The organism is Desulfobacter sp. UBA2225 (assembly GCF_002348205.1).
Classification (GTDB): Bacteria; Desulfobacterota; Desulfobacteria; order Desulfobacterales; family Desulfobacteraceae; genus Desulfobacter; species Desulfobacter postgatei.
Genome location: NZ_DDYV01000255.1, coordinates 1 through 18650 on the forward strand (window position 1 = coordinate 1; position 18650 = coordinate 18650).

Genomic DNA, 18650 nt, shown 5'->3' on the forward strand with positions numbered 1-18650 from the left:
TTTCCTGGCATTTATAACAGGTCAGGCAGTTCCAAACAATGGAGGCATCCTTTGCCAGTTCGGCTTGCCCCAGAACAAGGGCATGGATGACCTGGTGGGGTGCTGATCCGAACTCCCGGGTTTCGCCTGTAACACCGACCACCGGGCATGAGTTGGTACAGGTCAGGCAAGTGTAACAGTTTGAAAACGTAGCCGCCTGGAAGGATTTTTTCAAGGACTGAACCACAGGGTTTTTCCCGGGTTTGAGCACCACAGGGGTTTTCACTCCGGCTTTTTCAGACTGATGTTTTTCGCAAAGTTCCCTTATCCGGATAACGGGATCCGGAAGAAACTCCTCCGCCAATTGCGCTCTGGTTTCCTTCCAGATATCCTGCAGGTTCATTCCGGCAGTACAGACCTGGGAACATTTGTTGCACATGGTGCAAAGAAAACTGCCCTGGGAAAAGGCATCCCTTGATTCCTTATCCATTGCCCGGCCCCACGCCCACTCCCGGATGCGGATTACACGTTCCGAAGGAAACACCCATTGGTTATTAAAGATTTCAAATAAAGGCCCCACGGCACAATGGCTGGTGCAGGTGCCGCACTGGATGCAGGCGGAAAGATCAAAGACCCGGCGGGTGGCTTTGTTTTCATCGCGTTTTATTTGTTGTCCTGCAAGTCCTGAAATAATAAGGCTTATCGGAGTTGTCAGGATATGCCGGAATTTACTGAAAGGCAGGTAGGCCAAGCCCAGAAAACAGCTTAAAAAGTGGATATTCAGTAATAGTAAATCCAGGCGGTTCCTGTTGAAAAAACCGGCAACAGGTGTCATGGCAATGGAAACAGGATAGGATACAAAGGCCCACCTTGGGTTGGAATGGCAGGCTGCACAATTGTCTTCATTGACCAGCCATCCTTCTTCCATAAGTTCCGGGGTGACCGGGATGGTCTCCCCGGGGAAATGGACATTAAATTCTTCCTGCCAGACGGCCTTAAGCGCCGGGAGTTCTTCATCGTCATCCATGGCGCCATATTCATCCACCATGTCGTAAAACACACCCGAAGAAATGATTTTGGCAGCTTCCAGGCCAAAACCGGATATCATGATGACTGCAAGCAGGACGATTGCCAGGTAATCATGGTGCTTGCTGATTTGTTTTAATCGAAAATTGGTTTTCCTGCGATATACGGCAATCCCCACCCCCGCCATCACCATTACACCGGCCATATTCCGAAGCGCCAGGAACGGGGTCAGGGTGGATTGGTAATCTGAGAAAATCACTTCGCTGACATAGCCTTCAAGGGCATGGAAAAACAATAACCCAAAAAATCCCCAGTAGATACAGATGTGCATAAACCACTTCAGGGGATCCTGACGCATTAGCGGCACTTGAAACACTACATTCAGAATGACTGTCTTGAAAAGATTAAACATTTGAACAGGTGAAACCAGGATACCGAACAGGCTCGACAAAAAAGCTTTTATTCGGTCTGCCGTAGTGAATTCAGCCCGGTCCGGTCCGATATTTAACCGAAAATATCCAATGATCCTGTAAATGATTCCGATGAGGAATACTGCCAACGCAATAAAAAAACTCCAAGTATACAGCATTGTTCCAATCCAATCTAAAATTGTCAAAATGCAAAAACAAAAAAGTTTATCTTTATTGTAATTAATCCAATATGTCAAACCTGTTTTTTATAGCAATTCAAATATTTGGCAAAATTAAGGTTAAAAATCATAAAAATATAATTTCAGTCAACGAGATTTGAGTCCGTCACGACATGCTTGAGTAGAAATGGGGATTTTGAAAAATAAGTGTAAAAACAGTACCTTTTCCGGGAATGGATTCAAAATCAATCATGCCGTCATAGGTGTCCACAATCCTGTGAATAATTGAAAGCCCAAGTCCTGTGCCATCACTTTTAGTGGTGAAAAACGGATCAAAAATATGGGGGGCATTTTTTTTGTCAATGCCCAGACCTGTATCCTGAATAGTCAGATAAATGCGTTTGTGTTTAGGCGAATACAAGGAGATTGTAATTTTTCCTTTCCCTTCAATGGATTCAGCTGCGTTTTTAATCAGATTCCATAAAATCTGCTGCAGATGTACCCTATCCATATACACATACAGATCCCTTTCAATCCTGGTGACAATATTGATTCTGCTATGCCAGGCCGGTGTATTGTCAAACAAGGTTTTTACATCATCAATTGCCTTGGAAAGATCAATCAATTCTGCATTGGTCCGGGCGGGTTTTGAAATCAGTCGAATATCGGTGACGATCTGTTTGAGGCGATCTGTTTCCCGTAAAATAATCTGCATCAGTTTATCATTTTCCCCTGTTGGTGCCATTTGATGCCTTAGCATCTGTATAGACCCTGACAAAGAGGCCAAAGGGTTTTTAATCTCATGGGCAATTCCTGACACCAGCTCATCCACAGTCGCCATTTTTTCCACACGTTTTAAATGCTCCTGGGCGATTTTAAGATCTTTTCTGGCTGTTTTAAGCTGCAGAGAAAGAATACCGCTTAACGCTGCCGTGGCAAAACAGGCTGAAATAATAATCACAATCCGGTAGAGGATATGATGCTGGTCCACCACCAGAGCAAGGGATTGATTTTCCGACAACGGGGCAATGATATTATGATACTCAAGCTCAATGAGAAAACCATATTGAACACTTGATGCCAAAGCCACTAAAAAGCTACCCCCGGCAAGCAACAGCATGGCGGCATAGATGATGACCAATAGATATAAAAAAGTAAAAATACTATGATAGCCGCCGGTAACAAAAACAATGGCCGTGACGATAAACGTATCTATAATTATCTGAGTATAGGCAAGCGCATACAGGTATTTTTCTTGGCAAAGCCAGACAAAATAAACCAAAGACAGGCCAAGGATGGTGCCGGAAATTTTGTAAAGGGACAAAAAAGATGGGTCCCTTTGGCCGGGCAGAGCGCTATCTGAAAAAAAAAGGGTGGAAAACACCAGCACCAGTGCGAATACGGCCCTGGCCAGCACAACCCACTTGCTCTGAACGAACAGTTCCCGGCTTCTGCGGAACAAAAAATCAGAGCTATCCAACTGCGGCAGCCATTGAAAAAATCGGCAGGTACATGGCAATAACAAGACCACCGACCACGACACCTAAAAATACAAGCATGAAAGGCTCAATCATGTCCGTCAGATTTTTTACGGCCTGATCCACTTCATCATCATAAAAATCTGCTATTTTGGTCATCATTACATCCAAGGCTCCGGTGGATTCACCCACTGCGATCATTGAGCAGACCATGGATGGAAAGACCCCGCTCTCCAGTAAGGGATCTGCCATGGACCTGCCTTCGGAAATGCCGACCTTGACATCAGATATGGCAAATTCAATGATTTTATTGCCGGCGGTTTTACCTACAATATCCAGGGCTTCAAGAATGGATACCCCGGATGACATCATGGTGGCGGTGGTGCGGGTAAATTTTGCCACGGCCACCTTTCGGATCAAAAGCCCGATGACAGGCAGACGTAAAAACAGGTCATCGAGAAAAATTCGACCCTTTTTTGATTTATACGTTTGTCTGAAGAGAAAAACTGCACCAATCACTCCCAGGATTATCCATATTATATGCCCCACCACAAAATTGCTTAACGTCACAACCATCTGGGTAGGGATCGGCAGCGCCGAGCCCATGTCGCTAAACATTTTTTCAAATACCGGTATAACAAAGACGAGGATCACACCAACCACGATAACTGCCACAGCCAACGTAATGGCCGGATAAGTCATGGCCCCCTTGACCTGCTTTTTGAGTTTTGCCATTTTTTCGGCATAGGCTGATAAACGCTGTAAAATGACATCAAGAATACCGCCGGCCTCCCCTGCGGAGATCATGTTGATAAAAAGCTCATTAAAAGTTTTTGGATATTTTTTCAGTGCATCGGCAAAGGTTTCTCCGGATTCAACAGACTCTTTAATATGCTTAAGCTGCTTTTTAAATGTGGGATTTTCCTGCTGGGAATACAAAATATCCAAGCATTGCAGAAGGGGCAGGCCCGCATCAATCATGGTTGAAAACTGTCGTGCGAAAATGATGATGTCACTCTCTTTTACCTTGGGCGCAAGAAAGGAGATGTTTTCAAATATATCTTTTGGCTTTTTACGGACTCTTGTCGGAGTTATTTTGCGACGTTCCAAGCTCGTCCGGACCTGTTCCGGCGTTTCAGCTTCCATCTCCCCTTTGATCCTTCTGCCTTTGGGGTTCTTTCCCTTCCACTCGTAAATGATTGCCATATTCATTCCTTCATAATTTTATAAGAAAATTATGAGTATTGAGTAGTGAGATTTAAAACAAGCTGTTTTCTCAATACTCAATACTCACTACTCACATCTTTCATTGTTTGTTGTGTCCGTCAAGACATGGCCGTTATATAGAATAGTGGCCGTCCAGTGGCGACCATTATTTTGCGATGTAACTCCAGGGATTGTCAGAACATTGTAAATTCAATACAGATATACTATATAAATTTGCAAAGTGCATTTCAACAGGAGTTATTCGGTGCCCCCAAAAAAACAGGAAATTTCCCCCAAAACGGTCATAACCAGCCATGTGAATTCTGATTTTGATGCCATTGGCGCCATGCTTGCCGCACAAAAGCTGTATCCGGAAAGTGTAATTATTTTTCCCGGCTCCCAGGAGAAAAATCTCAGGGACTTTTTCGTTCACTCCATGGGATATCTGTTCAATATGGCAGACCCTGCTACGATTGACTTCTCCAACACCCAGCGACTTGTTATCGTCGATACCCGGCAAAAAAGCCGCTTGTCCGGCGTTGAACGGCTCCTGGAAAAACCCAATCTTATCATTGACATTTACGATCATCATCCCTCTTTTCCTGATGAAATCAAAGGGACTTATGACCTGTCAAAGCCATATGGGGCCACCACCACCATCATGTGTGAACTGCTTCGTGAAAAAAAAATCAGTATCAGCAGTGATGAGGCCACGGTTATGGCACTTGGCATTTACGAGGATACCGGCAGCTTTACCTATGCCTCTACAACCCGGGCGGATTTCGAACAGGCAGGCTTCCTGATCTCCTGCGGCGCATGCCTATCAACCATTTCGAGCCTTGTGGTCAAGGAGATGAAGACAGAACAGGTCACCTGGCTTAACGAATTGATCAATGAAATGACAACCATTGCCGTCAACGGCATCCAGATCCATCTATCCGCCATTGCAGCATCCCATTACATTCCTGATCTTGCTTCCATTGTTCAAAAAATTGTCAGAATGGAAAATATAGACTGTTTTTTTGCACTGGTGCTGATGGGATCCAAGGTGCATATCATTGCCCGAAACCGTCTACATGAGCTGGATGTGGGTAAAATACTGGGCTCCCTTGGCGGGGGAGGCCATTTTTATGCGGCATCCGCCAAGGTGGAAAACCAGACCCTTCCCCAGGTTGAAATGCGTTTGATGGAACTTATCGAACAGCAGATCAGACGTGTGCGTGTGGCAAAAAAATTAATGTCCAGTCCGGCCATCACCATCACCGCTGATCAATCGTGCCTGGAAGCAACGCAGCGAATGATTCGATATAATGTCAACACCCTGCTTGTCCTTGATTCACAAACAACTGAATACTTAGGGTATATTACCCGCCATGTGGCCGAAAAAATAATACATCATAAACTTGGGGATCAGCCTGTTGTCGACTATTTTGAACCTGATGGCCAAAGTGTCGGTCTCTCCTGCGATCTGGCTGAAATTGAACAAAAAGTTATTGATTTAAAGCAGCGGGTCGTTCCGGTAATCGAAAATCGGGTCATTGTCGGCGTTATCACACGCACAGACCTTTTAAATTTTCTGGTGGAACATAACCGGGAGGTTGTCCTGAGTGAGAAACGAGATATTGCGGCCCTGAAACCCCGGACAAGATACGTGGGAAATCGTCTAAAAAACCATTTGAACCAGCGTGTACGCACCCTGCTGTCCGACATTGGCAATGCCGGAGACACTTTGGGTGTAGAAGTCTTTGTGGTTGGAGGATTTGTCCGGGACCTGATGCTGGAACGGCCCATTGAAGATGTGGATGTGGTGGTGGAGGGAGACGGTATCACTTTTGCCCGTTATTTTGCGTCAATGCATCATTGCAGACTGCACCAGCACCTTAAATTCAATACCGCCGTTATCATTTTTGAGGACGGGTTTAAGGTTGACGTGGCCTCTGCCCGGCTTGAATATTATGCAACACCCGCAGCACTACCCGTAGTGGAGAACTCCTCTATTAAGATGGACCTTGCCAGAAGGGATTTTACCATCAATACCCTTGCCATTTCCCTGAACACGGAGACTTTTGGCACGCTCATTGACTATTTTGGGGGGGGCAGGGATATTAAAGATAAAATCATCCGGATTATCCATAATCTAAGCTTTATTGAAGACCCCACCCGGATTTTCAGGGCAATCAAATTCTCCAACAGGTTTGGATTCAGGATCGGAAAAGTTACCGCCAACCTTATCGGAAACGCCTTAAGTGTCGGTGCCGTAAAACATTTAAGCGGACTGCGAGTGCTTTCGGAACTCAAACAAATTTTCGGAGAAGACAATCCTTTGCCGGCATTGGAAACTATGGCGGATTACGGACTGGACAAGGTGATTCATCATGAGTTGAAATTAACCGATGCCAGCTGTGCCTTATTTGAATCCGTGGGTAAAACCCTGGCATGGCATGATCTTTTGTATTCAGATGATGTCTATCCAAGGTGGGCGGTTTACTTCATGGCGTGGCTTCACGGGTACACCTTCAAGGTAAGCAGCCAGATCGCGGACAGGCTTATGTTCCCCTTAAAGGAAAGAGAGCTGCTTCTTGAGCAACGCATCAAGGCAGAACAAAGTATCCGGCTTATTGAGAAAAGCTATCCGGTCTCAAATCAGCAAATGTACTGGTGGCTGATCCCTTTTAAAACCGAATGCCTTTTATTCATGCTGGCATTAACTAAGAACGAATCGGTGCGCAAAGCCATTTCCCATTTTTATACACACCAGCGGAAGACTCATCCGTTGATCGGGGGAAAAGAGATTAAATCCGTCGGTATAAAGCCGGGGCCGGTTTACAGCACGATTCTTAATAAAATTATTGACGAAAAGCTGGACGGCAAATTGAATACCATGGAACAGGAAATTGAATTTGCCAGGCACTATGCCATAGAAAACAATCTAATTTGATGGTGCTTGAAAAAGGAGCGACTTGAAAAAAAAGAGGGATTCTGATAATTCCCTTGCTTTTGCATAACACTAATTAACCCTTTAGGAATATAAATGAAAAACGCAGATTATTTAACCGGTATTACCACCTCGGGTACGCCTCACCTTGGCAATTATGTAGGAGCTATTCGTCCGGCTGTTGAATCCAGCAAAAACCCTGCCCTGACATCCTATTATTTTCTGGCAGATTACCACTCTCTGATCAAAAATCATGATCCGAAAAAACGAAAGGCATCCACCCTTGAAATCGCAGCGGCCTGGATTGCCCTAGGGTTGGATTACAATAATTGTGTATTTTACCGGCAATCTGATATTCCCGAAATTCCCGAACTTACCTGGATTTTAACCTGTCTGACCGCCAAGGGGCTGATGAACCGTGCCCATGCATATAAGGCCGCTGTTCAGGAAAATGAGGAGCAGGAAAGAAAAGATCCGGACCAGGGGGTTACAATGGGTCTTTTTTCCTATCCCATTCTCATGGCAGCCGACATTCTCATGTTCAATGCCGCCAAGGTACCTGTTGGAAAGGATCAGGTCCAGCACCTTGAAATGACAAGGGATATTGCCGCAAGATTCAATCACACCTACAAGGAACTGTTTGTGCTGCCCGAGGTGGTTGTGGATGAAACCGCAGCCGTGCTCTCCGGCCTTGACGGGCGCAAGATGAGCAAAAGCTACAATAACTTTATTCCGCTGTTTGATACGGAAAAACGGCTGCGCAACATGATCATGAAGATCCAGACCAATTCCCTGGGACCCGATGAACCCAAAGATCCGGATACCTGCACGTTGTTTTCAATTTACCGGGCATTCGCCACACAGGAGCAGACCAAAGACCTGGCCCGGCGATATAGAGAAGGCATTGCCTGGGGCGCCATGAAACAGGAGTTGTTTGAATACATCAACGATATTTTAAAGGAACCCAGACAGCGGTATGAAGAATTGATCGCCAATCCCAAAGATATCGAAGATATTCTGAAAAAAGGAGCGACTCGGGCCAGGGAATATTCGGTACCCTTCCTGGATAAAGTTAGAAAGTGCGTGGGTATTCAATCATTGTCTTAATTTTTCCACCTCTTGTTCGGTGAGATAGCGCCATTTTCCGGCGGGCAAACTACCAAGGCGGATATTGGCCATGCGGATCCGTTTGAGCATGGCCACCTGATTGCCGGTTTTGCCCACCATTTTACGAATCTGGCGGTTTAACCCCTGTTTTAAAACAATTTTAAATCCGTTTTCAGAAACCCTGCAGACCTTGGCCTGCCGGGTTTTTTTTCCATCTATCACCATGCCTTCGGCCATGGCAGCCAGATCCTGGTCGCTGACAGGCCGCACAGCAAACACCAGATACTCTTTTTCATGGTCATGGGAGGGATGGGATAACCGGTTATGCAAGTCACCGTCATCGGTCAGTAAAACAAGCCCCTCTGAATCCTTATCCAATCGCCCCACAGGATAGACCCTCTTTTTTACCGGCACAAGGTCCAGGATGACTTTTGCATTTTTCTGGGAGCAGGTTGTGACTACCCCTTTGGGTTTATTTACGGCAAGATAGGTATATTCGCGGTTTTTGTCCGACGTATAGTGAAGCTGCTTACCGTCAAGACAGATCTTTTCCTTTACCGGATCTGCCCGGGTGCCCAGTTCTTTTACAATAACCCCGTTCACCGAAACCCTGCCCTCAAGGATAAGGCTCTCGGCCCTTCTACGCGAACAAAGCCCGCAATGGGCTAAAATTTTCTGTAGTCGGATGCCTTGCGCCGTTTCAGGATCTATAATCTGCATTAATTTTCACATAGTTTTCACTGAAGTCACAGAACAGGAAATGATCTTGGCCATCTCCAAGATTGAGATCCAGGACAATGCTGATTTCATCCTTTTTCATTATCTCTGCTGCTTTTTCTTCAGCCCCTTTACCCTGCCACTGTCCGTTTTGAACCAGCAGGATATCACCAAAATACAAATCCATTTTATTTTGATCCACTGTGGCCCCGGATCTTCCGGCCGCCGCAGTGATTCGCCCCCAGTTTGGGTCCTGGCCGTAAATGGCTGTTTTGGTCAGGGGGGAATGGGCAATGGCTTCGGCCGCTGCAAATGCATCCTGTTGGGTCAATGCGCCTTTAACCGTGATGGATGCAACTTTTGTAGCACCCTCTCCGTCTTTGACAACCTTTTTGGCAAGCTCATAGCAGACCTCATCTAAAACCGCTTGGAATACCCCAAAGGATTCATCATTGTCGATCACTGCCTGCCCTGCCCCGTTGGCCATACATACAAGGGTGTCGTTTGTGCTGGTATCCCCGTCCACTGTAATCCGGTTAAAGGAACGGGATGCGGCATGGGTCAGCGCCTGTTTGAGCAGGCTGCTTGAAATGTCAGCATCCGTGACAATATAGGAAAGCATGGTGGCCATATCCGGCCGAATCATACCTGAACCTTTGGCAACCCCCATAATGGTAAAGCTCTTTTCCTCCCCGGATGTATTGATTTTTCCATTGCGGGACACCATTTTGGTGCAGGTATCTGTGGTGAGAATAGCCCCGGCAAAATCTGCAATTGTACAAGAGTCAAGACTTCTCACAGCTTGTGGAATTTTTGCTTCAATTTTATCTATTGGCAAGGGCGCACCGATCACTCCGGTAGAAGAGACCAATACGTGTTCAGGGTCAATTCTAAGGGCTTTGGCCACAAGTTCAACGCATTGTTCTGCATGGGCGATTCCCTGTGCACCGGTGAAACAGTTGGCATTCCCTGAATTGACCAGTATCGCCTGGAGCATGCCCTTTTCCATGATTTTTCTGCCAAGAATAACAGGGGCTGCAACCACCTGGTTTTGTGTAAACAATGCTGCGGCACTTGCAGGTTTTTCCGAATAGATCAGGCCAAGATCCAAGGATCTGCTTTTTTTAATTCCGGCACAAATTCCGGCAAATTTAAACCCTTTCATTTTTATTTTCCTTTTATTTCTTTAAGTCCATCTTAGAAAATTGACCGTAGATTATAATTGGGTTTTAACCCCTTTGTAAACATAAGTAATAAAAAAATTAGAAAACCTGTTAAAAACCATTTGACATGACAAAAGTTACTGAGTATACACTCAAATAAAATGAGTATTCACTCAAAAGCTTAGAGGTGTTATGTCCAAAAAAGATGCCATACTGGAGGCTGCAACCGTGCTGTTTTCCAAAAATGGATTCAAAGAAACCTCCACCGCTGATCTGGCAAAAATGATCAATGTGGCGGAAGGGACCATTTTCTATCATTTCAAGACCAAGGAGAAATTATTCTTAGCGGTTCTTGAAAAGACCAAAAAAATGATCCTGGAGGAATTTGACGCATATATGGAAAATCAGCATTTTGACAGCGGCATGGGCATGATTGAACGTGCGGTCTCCTTCCATTTATACCTGGCCGGCAAGATGGAGAATCAGTTTCTTCTTTTGCACAGGTACTACCCCTACCAGATGGCAGAGGTGGTACCCCAATGCCGTAGATATCTGGAAGCCATTTACGACTGTCTTGTTTCCATCTATGAAGACGGTATCGAAATGGGGATAAAGGACGGTTCCATCGATCCCCTGCCCGCCCGCAAAACCGCTTTGATTATCTTTTCCATGGTGGATGGGGTGGTCCGGTTTAAAACGTACAATCTGTACAATGCCAATTCGCTGTTCAATGAACTGGTAAGCTCCTGCAAACGCATGCTAAAGACTTAGACAATTAATTTAGAAAGGTATTCGACATGTTAACTAAAATACTGCCGTTCATAGAGTGGTTCAAGGATTACTCCCTGGGCAAATTCAGAATTGATTTTCTGGCCGGGCTCACTGTGGCCCTGGTGCTTATTCCACAGTCCATGGCCTATGCCCAGTTGGCGGGCCTACCCGCCTATTACGGCCTTTATGCAGCATTTCTACCCCCCATGATAGCTTCATTGTTCGGGTCCAGCCGCCAGCTGGCAACCGGTCCTGTAGCCGTGGTCTCCTTGATGACCGCAGCAAGTCTTGAACCTTTTGCATCAGCCGGAAGTGAAGCCTTTATTACCTATGCAATTGTCCTGGCTCTCACTGTTGGTATTTTCCAGCTGCTGCTTGGCGTTCTTCGCCTGGGCCTTATTGTTAATTTTCTGTCCCATCCTGTTGTTAACGGTTTTACCAATGCTGCGGCAATTATTATCGGCACGTCCCAGCTCTCCAAGCTGTTCGGCGTATATGTAGACAAGGCGCCTCACCATTATGAAACCATCATACGGGTGATTGAAAGTGCCTTTCACTATACCCATCTGCCCACCCTTGCCATGGGGATTTTATCCATTGCCATCATGGTGGGGTTAAAACGACTGAACCCTAAAATGCCTTTCGTACTGGCTGCGGTTGCCATCACCACCATCATCTCCTGGACCACCGGGTTCGAGCATAATGAAACCGCAACGATTACCCACATTATGGATGAAAAAATCCAAGAGGATATCCAATCATTTAATATCACTATTCAGTCCATTAAGGATTTAAGTGTCGATCGTACAAAACTTACATCCGAGATAGAAAGCAGGCATGATGCCTCCACACTTGAGAAACTGGATTTACAGTACCAGGCCACAGTTCTTACCGCGAGAATAGATGCAGCCAAAGCCAAGGCGTCTGAAATTCGTACCCGACTGCGGGAGATACACTTCAGTGCTGTTGAGGATACGGGTAAAGGGATTGTGTTCTATAAAAAAGAGAGCCCGATGCCGGAGACCAGAGTGGATGACAGAGTATATCGTATCCGGATAAGTAATAAAGCCCTTGATACTAATGCCATAAACCTGTCCGGTGGCGGTGCGGTGGTCGGTGATATTCCAAAAGGGCTTCCAAAACTTGGTATGCCCGGTATTAATATTCCCATATTCCTTCAGCTTTTGCCCTATGCCATTATTATCTCCCTGCTCGGTTTCATGGAAGCCATTGCCATTGCCAAGGCCATGGCCGCCAAAACCGGTCAAAGGCTTGACCCCAATCAGGAACTTATCGGTCAGGGCCTTGCCAATATCCTGGGCTCTATCGGCAAAAGTTATCCGGTATCCGGTTCTTTTTCCAGAAGTGCTGTCAACCTCCAGGCCGGCGCTGTTTCAGGCCTTTCCAGTGTTATAACAAGCCTTATGGTTATCATCACCCTGCTGTTTTTTACACCATTGCTTTACCATCTGCCCCAGGCAGTCCTTGCTTCGGTTATCATGATGGCGGTTATCGGGCTTGTGAACGTTTCCGGTTTTGTTCATGCCTGGCACGCACAGTGGTATGACGGTCTGATTTCCGTGATTACGTTTATTGTCACCCTGGCTGTGGCACCTCATCTTGAAAGCGGGATTTATATCGGGGTCGGCCTCTCCCTGGCCGTATTTTTATACAAAAGCATGCGACCCAAAATCAGCCTTCTTTCCAGGGGCCAAGATCAGGCGCTCAAAGATTCGTGTGTGCATGAACTTGCCACCTGTGAGCACATACAACTGATCCGTTTTGAAGGCCCGCTGTTTTTTGCCAATGCCAGCTACCTTGAAGATGAAATAAACGACCGGATCCAGGCCTCATCCGATCTAAGACACTTTATTATCGCCTGTAACGGAATCAATGATATCGATGCCTCGGGCCAGGAAGCCCTGGCCCTGATTATTCAGCGATTAAGAAGTGCCGGATACGGGGTATCGTTAAGCGGGGTCAATGATGCGGTTTACCGGGTACTTGCACGTACCCATCTGCTTGAAGAGATCGGGGTTCACAACATTTATCCCACCATGGAAACCGCGATTTCAAGTGTTCATCCACAGACTCATGACAATACCAAGGAAAATCAATGTCCATTACTTGTAAACTGCCTGGGAACCCAAGCAACTAAATAAAGGAGACATCCCATGTCTATACTGACATTTTTCAGCGGTTCATATTGCGGCAAATCGTCAATCATTTCAGATGTTATTGATCAAAGCGGATTTAAACTGCTCTCAGACAATGATCTGGTAGCTTCGGCCAGCCGGCTGTCCGGAATGCCCGAAAAGAAAATTGCCCGATCTTTTCTTGAAAAAACATCGGTGTTCAATAAGTTCACCCATGAAAAAGAGCGCGCCATTGCTTACCTGCGCCTTGCCATGGCAGAACTGATGTCCGAGGATAAACGCATGATAGAAGGGTTTACAAGCCTTTTGATCCCTGCATCCATAAGCCACGTATTAAGAATATGCCTGATTGCAGACAAAACCTTTCGAATTGAACAGGCCATGAAAGCCCATAACCTAAGTGAAAAAGATGCCGTCAGTCTGATATCAAAAAATGACGAATCATACAGTGCATGGTCAAATACACTGTATAAAATTATTGATCCCTGGGATGCTTCTCTTTACGACATGATTTTGCCCACGGACAAGATGAGCAAAGATGAGGCGGTTGCCATGATTCTTGAAAATTTGAAAAATGAAGTGATTCAGCCCACCAAGGCATCAAGAAAAGCAGTCGATGATTTTGTTCTGGCAGCCCGGGTGGACGTGGCATTATCCAAAGAAGGCCATACGATTAGCGTCAGCGCCCGGGACGGCCTGGTTACCCTGACAATCAATACCAATGTGCTTCTTTTGGGAAGACTTGAAGAAGAGCTCAAAAATATTGTAAAACAGGTTGAAGGGGTATCATCGGTTGAAACCCGTATCGGCAAGGGTTTTTACCAGGCCGATATTTATCGCAGATTTGATTTCCAGGTCCCGTCAAAAGTACTTTTGGTGGATGACGAACGCGAATTTGTACAAACACTTTCCGAAAGACTGCAGATGCGTGACATGGGTTCCGCTATTGCCTATGACGGTGAATCCGCTTTAAATCTTGTGGAAGCGGACGAACCTGATGTGATGATCCTGGATTTGAAAATGCCGGGTATTGACGGGATTGAAGTGCTTAAGAAGGTCAAGGCATCCAGGCCCGAAATTGAAGTCATTATTCTAACAGGTCATGGATCAGAGGCAGACAGGGAGATCTGCATGAAACTCGGGGCTTTTGCCTATCTTCAGAAGCCTGTGGACATAGAAGAGTTGAGCCTGAACTTAAAGGCTGCCAATGAAAAAATCCGGCAAAAACAAAAATAACCGGAATCTTGCAGGAACAGGATCATCATTATGGCTCAGGAAACTAAAAATACAGAGAAAAAAGCAGAAGGCAGGGGCCCAGGCCCCAAGCTGCCTATCGGAGAATTCCTTAATTACAAAAAAATATGGCTGCTCTCTTTTGGGCTGACAGCCGCATTTGCCATTATTCCTGTTATCTTTTTTGCCGTCCTGGATTACAACCTGACCCGGCGGTCTTTAGAAAATGATGCTGAGGCCAGAGCTTCCCGCCTGGCCTCCAATACCTGGCGATCTCTTTCCTCGTTTCTTAATGAGCGTAAAAATGCGTTAAACTACGTGGTACGGTCCAACTCCGTTGAACAGCTTGGGGAGATCCAGCAACTGGCAAATATCTTAGATCTTTTGCACCAAAGCTTTGAGGGGTTTACGGATATCGGCATTATTGACGCCACGGGTGTTCAAAGCGCCTATGCCGGGCCCTACGGCCTTGCAGGGAAAAATTACAAGGATCAGCAATGGTTCAAGGAGGCCATGGCTCATGAAATTTCCGTAAGTGAGGTATTTCTAGGGTTCCGAAATGTTCCCCATATTTCCATTGCCCTGCGTCATACGGCACCGGATGACAGGCACTTCATTATCCGGGCCACCATTGAGCACCAGCTATCCGAAATTTTATCCGAAGTCAAGACAGCAGGTAACGGAGATGCATTTTTGGTCAATGCCCAGGGTGTGCTTCAAACACGGTCCCACCATTTCGGGAATGTGCTTGAACAAACAAACATTGTTTTACCCCCTGCCACGGAGGAAACCCGAACCATGACCATTACTGAAAAAAATGGAGAGGAGATGATCGCAGCGTTCAGGCACATACCCGATACGCCGTTTATCCTGGTGATAGTAAAATCCAAAAAGGTCATGATGTCGCCCTGGCATCACAGCCAGGTGACATTAATTCAGTTATTGGGCATCAGCATATCCGTCATTCTTTTATGGATCGGCGCTGTGACCGGTTATTTTGTTCGGCGTTTAAAATATTTAGACCTTAAACGGTCCAAATATTTTCATATGGCTGAATATGAAAACAAGATGGCCTCCATCGGCCGGCTTGCCGCAGGTGTGGCCCATGAAATCAATAATCCTTTAGCCATTATCAATGAAAAGGCAGGGCTCATAAAGGATATGGCCCATTTCAAGCCGGAGCTGAAACAAGACCCAAGACTTCTTGAAACTGTGGATGTTATCCTTGGTTCGGTGAAGCGATGCAGCAGGATTACACGCCAACTGCTCAGTTTCGGTCGCCAGACCCAGACGACTCCCGTGCCCTTAGTCCTTAAATCCGTTCTTGATGAAGTGCTGGTCTTTCTGGTAAAAGAGGCGCAGTTAAAAAAAATTTTTATTGATATAGATGTGCCTGATACCCTGCCCCAAGTCATCGGCAACCGGGGTAAACTGCAGCAGGTTTTTTTGAACATAGTAAACAACGCATTTGCTGCCATGCCCCAGGACGGGAAGCTTTCCATCAGTGCACAAAAAACCGACGAACCATTTGTCCGCCTTGATATAAGTGATAGTGGATGTGGTATTCCCCCTGAAAATCTTAAACATATTTTTGAACCGTTTTTCTCCACAAAAACAAATCAGGGCGGCACCGGTCTAGGGCTTTCCATCACCTATGGCCTTGTCCAGGAGTTAGGTGGACGGATTAAAGTCGAAAGCAAGGTTAATGAGGGCACAACATTTATAATATATCTGCCCACAACAAAACAGAAAGAAGAGTGAACTATGCAGATACTTCTGGTCGATGATGAGAAGGAACTGGTCTCTACCCTGGCAGAACGTCTTGGGTACAGAGGAATTGACGCACACTGGGCCATCACGCCCAATGACGCCATCTCCATGCTGTCTAATCAAAGCTATGACATTGCGGTTCTCGATGTTCAAATGCCCGATATGAACGGCTTTGAGCTCAAGGAACAGATGGAGGCGATATCTCCTGAACTCAAGTTTATTTTTATGACCGGCCACGGGTCTGAAGAATGCTACTATGAAGGATGTTCCCAGACCGGAGAGGCTTTTTATCTTGTTAAACCTGTGGAAATTGACAATCTGATTGAAAAGCTGAACCAGGTCATGCTTGATGGAGGAAAAAGTTGAAACACACGGCTCAGGAAATAATAGATCAATACGGTCCGGCTTATTTCGGCCAAATGGGAGCATCCATATCCCATGATATTAAAAACTGCCTGGCCATCATCAACGAAAATGCAGGGTTGATGTCTGATCATCTTATGATGGCCCAAAAAGGCGTTCCACCCGATATCGATCGTTTTTCAGGAATTATCCGGCGCATTGAAAAACAGATCGCCCGGGCTGATGGTATCTTGAAATCCCTTAACGCATTTTCCCACAGTATGGACAAGCCGGAACAACAGATAGATCTGGATGATGCGGTGGGGCTTGTCCTGGGTCTTGGCGCCAGGATTATTGCCAATAAAGGCATTAAGGTGAATCATGCCCAGGCCCCCGACAAACTTTATGTCAACGGATCACTTTTCTTTTTATTATCCCTGATCTGGTCAATTTTAGAAAATATAACAGAAACCCTTGCATCAAATGCCATTCTCAATATATTCTCTATGGAAGATGAGAATAAACAAATTTGTTTAAGCTTTCAGTGTGAACAGCCGTTTGCCTCTAATTTTGATCAGCAGGCAAACAGTCAGGCATTGGCCTTATTAAAGGCCAAACTTGTATTGGATGATCAGTACACCAAGGCAGACCTGGTATTTGGCAGATAACAAAATAATTTCAACAGACAACAGCTTCTTTAATATCAACTAAATTAAAAGGAGACCCCGGCAATGAGTGAAAAAGTTTTAATTATAGATGACGAACAGGAGTTCACAGAAGCCCTGGCAGAAAGAATGACGAACCGGGGAATGACGGTGAGCACTTCGAGTTCCGCTATTGAAGGCCTGCAGAGCGTTGAAGAACAATCCTTTGACGTGGTGGTCCTTGATCTGCAGATGCCGGAAATGGATGGTATCGAAACCTTAAAAATCCTGAAAAAGAAAAGACCCGAACTTCAAGTGATTCTTTTGACCGGGCACGCCACGGTTGAAAAAGGTATAGAGGCCATGAAGCTCGGTGCCATGGATTTGCTTGAAAAGCCGGCTGACATGACGACCTTGACGGAAAAAATCAAAAAGGCCCAGGCCAAAAAAATGATCCTGGTGGAGAAAAAATCCGAGGCAAGAATTAAGGAAATCATAGAAAACCGTGGATGGTAGGTCCTAAACCTTAAGCGGTTGGTCGATTTTTCAATGGACAAAGAAAAGGGATAAAAGCATCGAACCCCGCTTTTATCCCTTTTAGATGAAAAATTACAGATTTATCAACTGGGAAAACCCTCGGGTGTTCATCCGCCTAAAAAACAGAAATTGACACGTGTAGTTTTATCCTCAAACATTTCGATTTTCTCAACCGAATTTTACACGCCAAGCGATCAATAACAAAAGTAGTCAACACCCGCTCAAGCAACAGCTGGGTGTTCATAAATAGACACATTGTAGGGCCTCTAATTCCTCAAAATCTTTTGAAGATGGACGATTTACGGCGGCAGAGTCGCCGTGAACTCTGAACATCTACGGTTTGACCGTAGCATATTTCTTGTTTGAATTGAGTAAGCTGTCCCCAGAATACACTAAGACTTGCCAAATGTTTGGAAATCCATTACATTTGACTCACTTTTAAGAACATGTGCCGTGCCCGGCACACACAAGGCCGATACGTTGAACAAAGCATTAATCGCAATACCGCAAAACTCACCTTTTTTGATTATCCTGTGGCAATTCCAGCCAGCGTGCCGTCAATTTTTCCAGTTCCGTTCGAACTTTTTTGCCGGAACGGGTATGGAGTTTGAAACGACTACGGTGATTGCAAAGTCGTTGTCGCTCTTCACGGAATACCTCCATATCAACAGATGAGAATGCGCTAATCGTTTCCTCAAGATTTCCCGGGCGCGGAATCAATTCCCACGCTCCAGAACGTTGGATCATACGCTTTGTAGCTCCTTTTTGCCCTGTTGTTCGCAATAGGCGCTGATTGAGTCCGCGGAATTCACTTTCCCGATCATTATTCGTTCTCGGCAAAGCGGGTAGATCATAAGTGTGAAACAAGCCGGATGCGTAATTACGAGTAGTTTTACGTATCTTGCTTGCGAACATGAACAGTGTCGGATTATCCTTGTTTTGCTCAAGTAACTGGTCCAGGTACTCAACCAGTTCGTTTTCTACCTCATCTCCCGTT

14 protein-coding genes and 1 pseudogene are annotated in these 18650 nt (G+C 45.6%); 9 read left to right on the plus strand and 6 right to left on the minus strand.

The features are described 5' to 3' along the window. From B3D59_RS12680 to B3D59_RS12690, 3 genes are all read right to left on the minus strand, one after another. Positions 1–1594 (minus strand): 4Fe-4S dicluster domain-containing protein (locus B3D59_RS12680; RefSeq protein WP_286820200.1); only part of this gene is annotated, 1594 nt, incomplete at its 3' end. Between the two features lie 166 nt (positions 1595–1760). Further along, positions 1761–3074: a two-component system sensor histidine kinase NtrB gene (locus B3D59_RS12685; RefSeq protein WP_286820201.1), complete on the minus strand. Its 1314-nt coding sequence runs from the start codon at positions 3072–3074 to the stop codon at positions 1761–1763. Beyond that, the gene (locus B3D59_RS12690; protein WP_286820202.1) at positions 3067–4278 is read right to left on the minus strand and encodes a type II secretion system F family protein; all 1212 of its coding nucleotides are present in this window, start codon (positions 4276–4278) and stop codon (positions 3067–3069) included. The genes B3D59_RS12685 and B3D59_RS12690 overlap by 8 nt, the downstream gene beginning before the upstream one ends. A gap of 265 nt (positions 4279–4543) precedes the next feature. On the opposite strand from B3D59_RS12690, the gene B3D59_RS12695 reads away from it, so the two are divergent. Beyond that, positions 4544–7216, plus strand: coding sequence for a CBS domain-containing protein (locus B3D59_RS12695; protein ID WP_286820203.1), 2673 nt, complete (start codon positions 4544–4546; stop codon positions 7214–7216). 93 nt (positions 7217–7309) lie between these two features. Then, complete coding sequence (trpS, locus tag B3D59_RS12700) at positions 7310–8320, plus strand: tryptophan--tRNA ligase (protein ID WP_277003931.1); 1011 nt, start codon at positions 7310–7312, stop codon at positions 8318–8320. Here trpS and B3D59_RS12705 read toward each other — a convergent pair. Beyond that, entirely contained in the window at positions 8309–9040 is a 732-nt protein-coding gene (locus tag B3D59_RS12705; RefSeq protein WP_286820204.1) for a pseudouridine synthase, read from the minus strand. The genes trpS and B3D59_RS12705 overlap by 12 nt on opposite strands. Then, positions 9021–10202: a bifunctional glutamate N-acetyltransferase/amino-acid acetyltransferase ArgJ gene (gene argJ / locus B3D59_RS12710; RefSeq protein WP_286820205.1), complete on the minus strand. Its 1182-nt coding sequence runs from the start codon at positions 10200–10202 to the stop codon at positions 9021–9023. The genes B3D59_RS12705 and argJ overlap by 20 nt, the downstream gene beginning before the upstream one ends. A 190-nt stretch (positions 10203–10392) precedes the next feature. On the opposite strand from argJ, the gene B3D59_RS12715 reads away from it, so the two are divergent. From B3D59_RS12715 to B3D59_RS12745, 7 genes are all read left to right on the plus strand, one after another. Continuing rightward, on the plus strand, positions 10393–10971 hold the full coding sequence (locus B3D59_RS12715) for a TetR/AcrR family transcriptional regulator (RefSeq protein ID WP_286820206.1): 579 nt from the start codon (positions 10393–10395) through the stop codon (positions 10969–10971). A gap of 26 nt (positions 10972–10997) precedes the next feature. Then, positions 10998–13133: a SulP family inorganic anion transporter gene (locus tag B3D59_RS12720; protein ID WP_286820207.1), complete on the plus strand. Its 2136-nt coding sequence runs from the start codon at positions 10998–11000 to the stop codon at positions 13131–13133. Between the two features lie 12 nt (positions 13134–13145). Beyond that, positions 13146–14363 (plus strand): response regulator, encoded by a 1218-nt coding sequence (locus tag B3D59_RS12725; RefSeq protein ID WP_286820208.1) that lies wholly within the window; start codon positions 13146–13148, stop codon positions 14361–14363. 30 nt (positions 14364–14393) lie between these two features. Then, a complete protein-coding gene (locus B3D59_RS12730) occupies positions 14394–16121 on the plus strand; it encodes a sensor histidine kinase (RefSeq protein WP_286820209.1) in 1728 nt (575 codons plus the stop codon). A 3-nt stretch (positions 16122–16124) separates the two neighbouring features. Next, positions 16125–16496 (plus strand): response regulator, encoded by a 372-nt coding sequence (locus B3D59_RS12735; RefSeq protein WP_286820210.1) that lies wholly within the window; start codon positions 16125–16127, stop codon positions 16494–16496. Beyond that, positions 16493–17140, plus strand: coding sequence for a sensor histidine kinase (locus B3D59_RS12740; RefSeq protein WP_286820211.1), 648 nt, complete (start codon positions 16493–16495; stop codon positions 17138–17140). Before B3D59_RS12735 ends, B3D59_RS12740 begins: the two co-directional genes overlap by 4 nt. 63 nt (positions 17141–17203) lie before the next feature. After that, entirely contained in the window at positions 17204–17632 is a 429-nt protein-coding gene (locus tag B3D59_RS12745) for a response regulator (RefSeq protein WP_286820212.1), read from the plus strand. Positions 17633–18166: 534 nt separating this feature from the next. Here the strand turns inward: B3D59_RS12745 and B3D59_RS12750 are convergent. Beyond that, positions 18167–18650 (minus strand): annotated as a pseudogene (locus B3D59_RS12750) (hypothetical protein); the annotation flags it as partial.

Bases quoted from the DNA above. Each gene is read 5' to 3' on its own strand.
- B3D59_RS12705 (WP_286820204.1), bottom strand. From the start codon at position 9,040: ATGCAGATTATAGATCCTGAAACGGCGCAAGGCATCCGACTACAGAAA.
- B3D59_RS12715 (WP_286820206.1), top strand. From the start codon at position 10,393: ATGTCCAAAAAAGATGCCATACTGGAGGCTGCAACCGTGCTGTTTTCC.
- B3D59_RS12735 (WP_286820210.1), top strand. From the start codon at position 16,125: ATGCAGATACTTCTGGTCGATGATGAGAAGGAACTGGTCTCTACCCTG.
- B3D59_RS12745 (WP_286820212.1), top strand. From the start codon at position 17,204: ATGAGTGAAAAAGTTTTAATTATAGATGACGAACAGGAGTTCACAGAA.
- argJ (WP_286820205.1), bottom strand. From the start codon at position 10,202: ATGAAAGGGTTTAAATTTGCCGGAATTTGTGCCGGAATTAAAAAAAGC.
- B3D59_RS12730 (WP_286820209.1), top strand. From the start codon at position 14,394: ATGGCTCAGGAAACTAAAAATACAGAGAAAAAAGCAGAAGGCAGGGGC.
- trpS (WP_277003931.1), top strand. From the start codon at position 7,310: ATGAAAAACGCAGATTATTTAACCGGTATTACCACCTCGGGTACGCCT.
- B3D59_RS12720 (WP_286820207.1), top strand. From the start codon at position 10,998: ATGTTAACTAAAATACTGCCGTTCATAGAGTGGTTCAAGGATTACTCC.
- B3D59_RS12725 (WP_286820208.1), top strand. From the start codon at position 13,146: ATGTCTATACTGACATTTTTCAGCGGTTCATATTGCGGCAAATCGTCA.
- B3D59_RS12690 (WP_286820202.1), bottom strand. From the start codon at position 4,278: ATGGCAATCATTTACGAGTGGAAGGGAAAGAACCCCAAAGGCAGAAGG.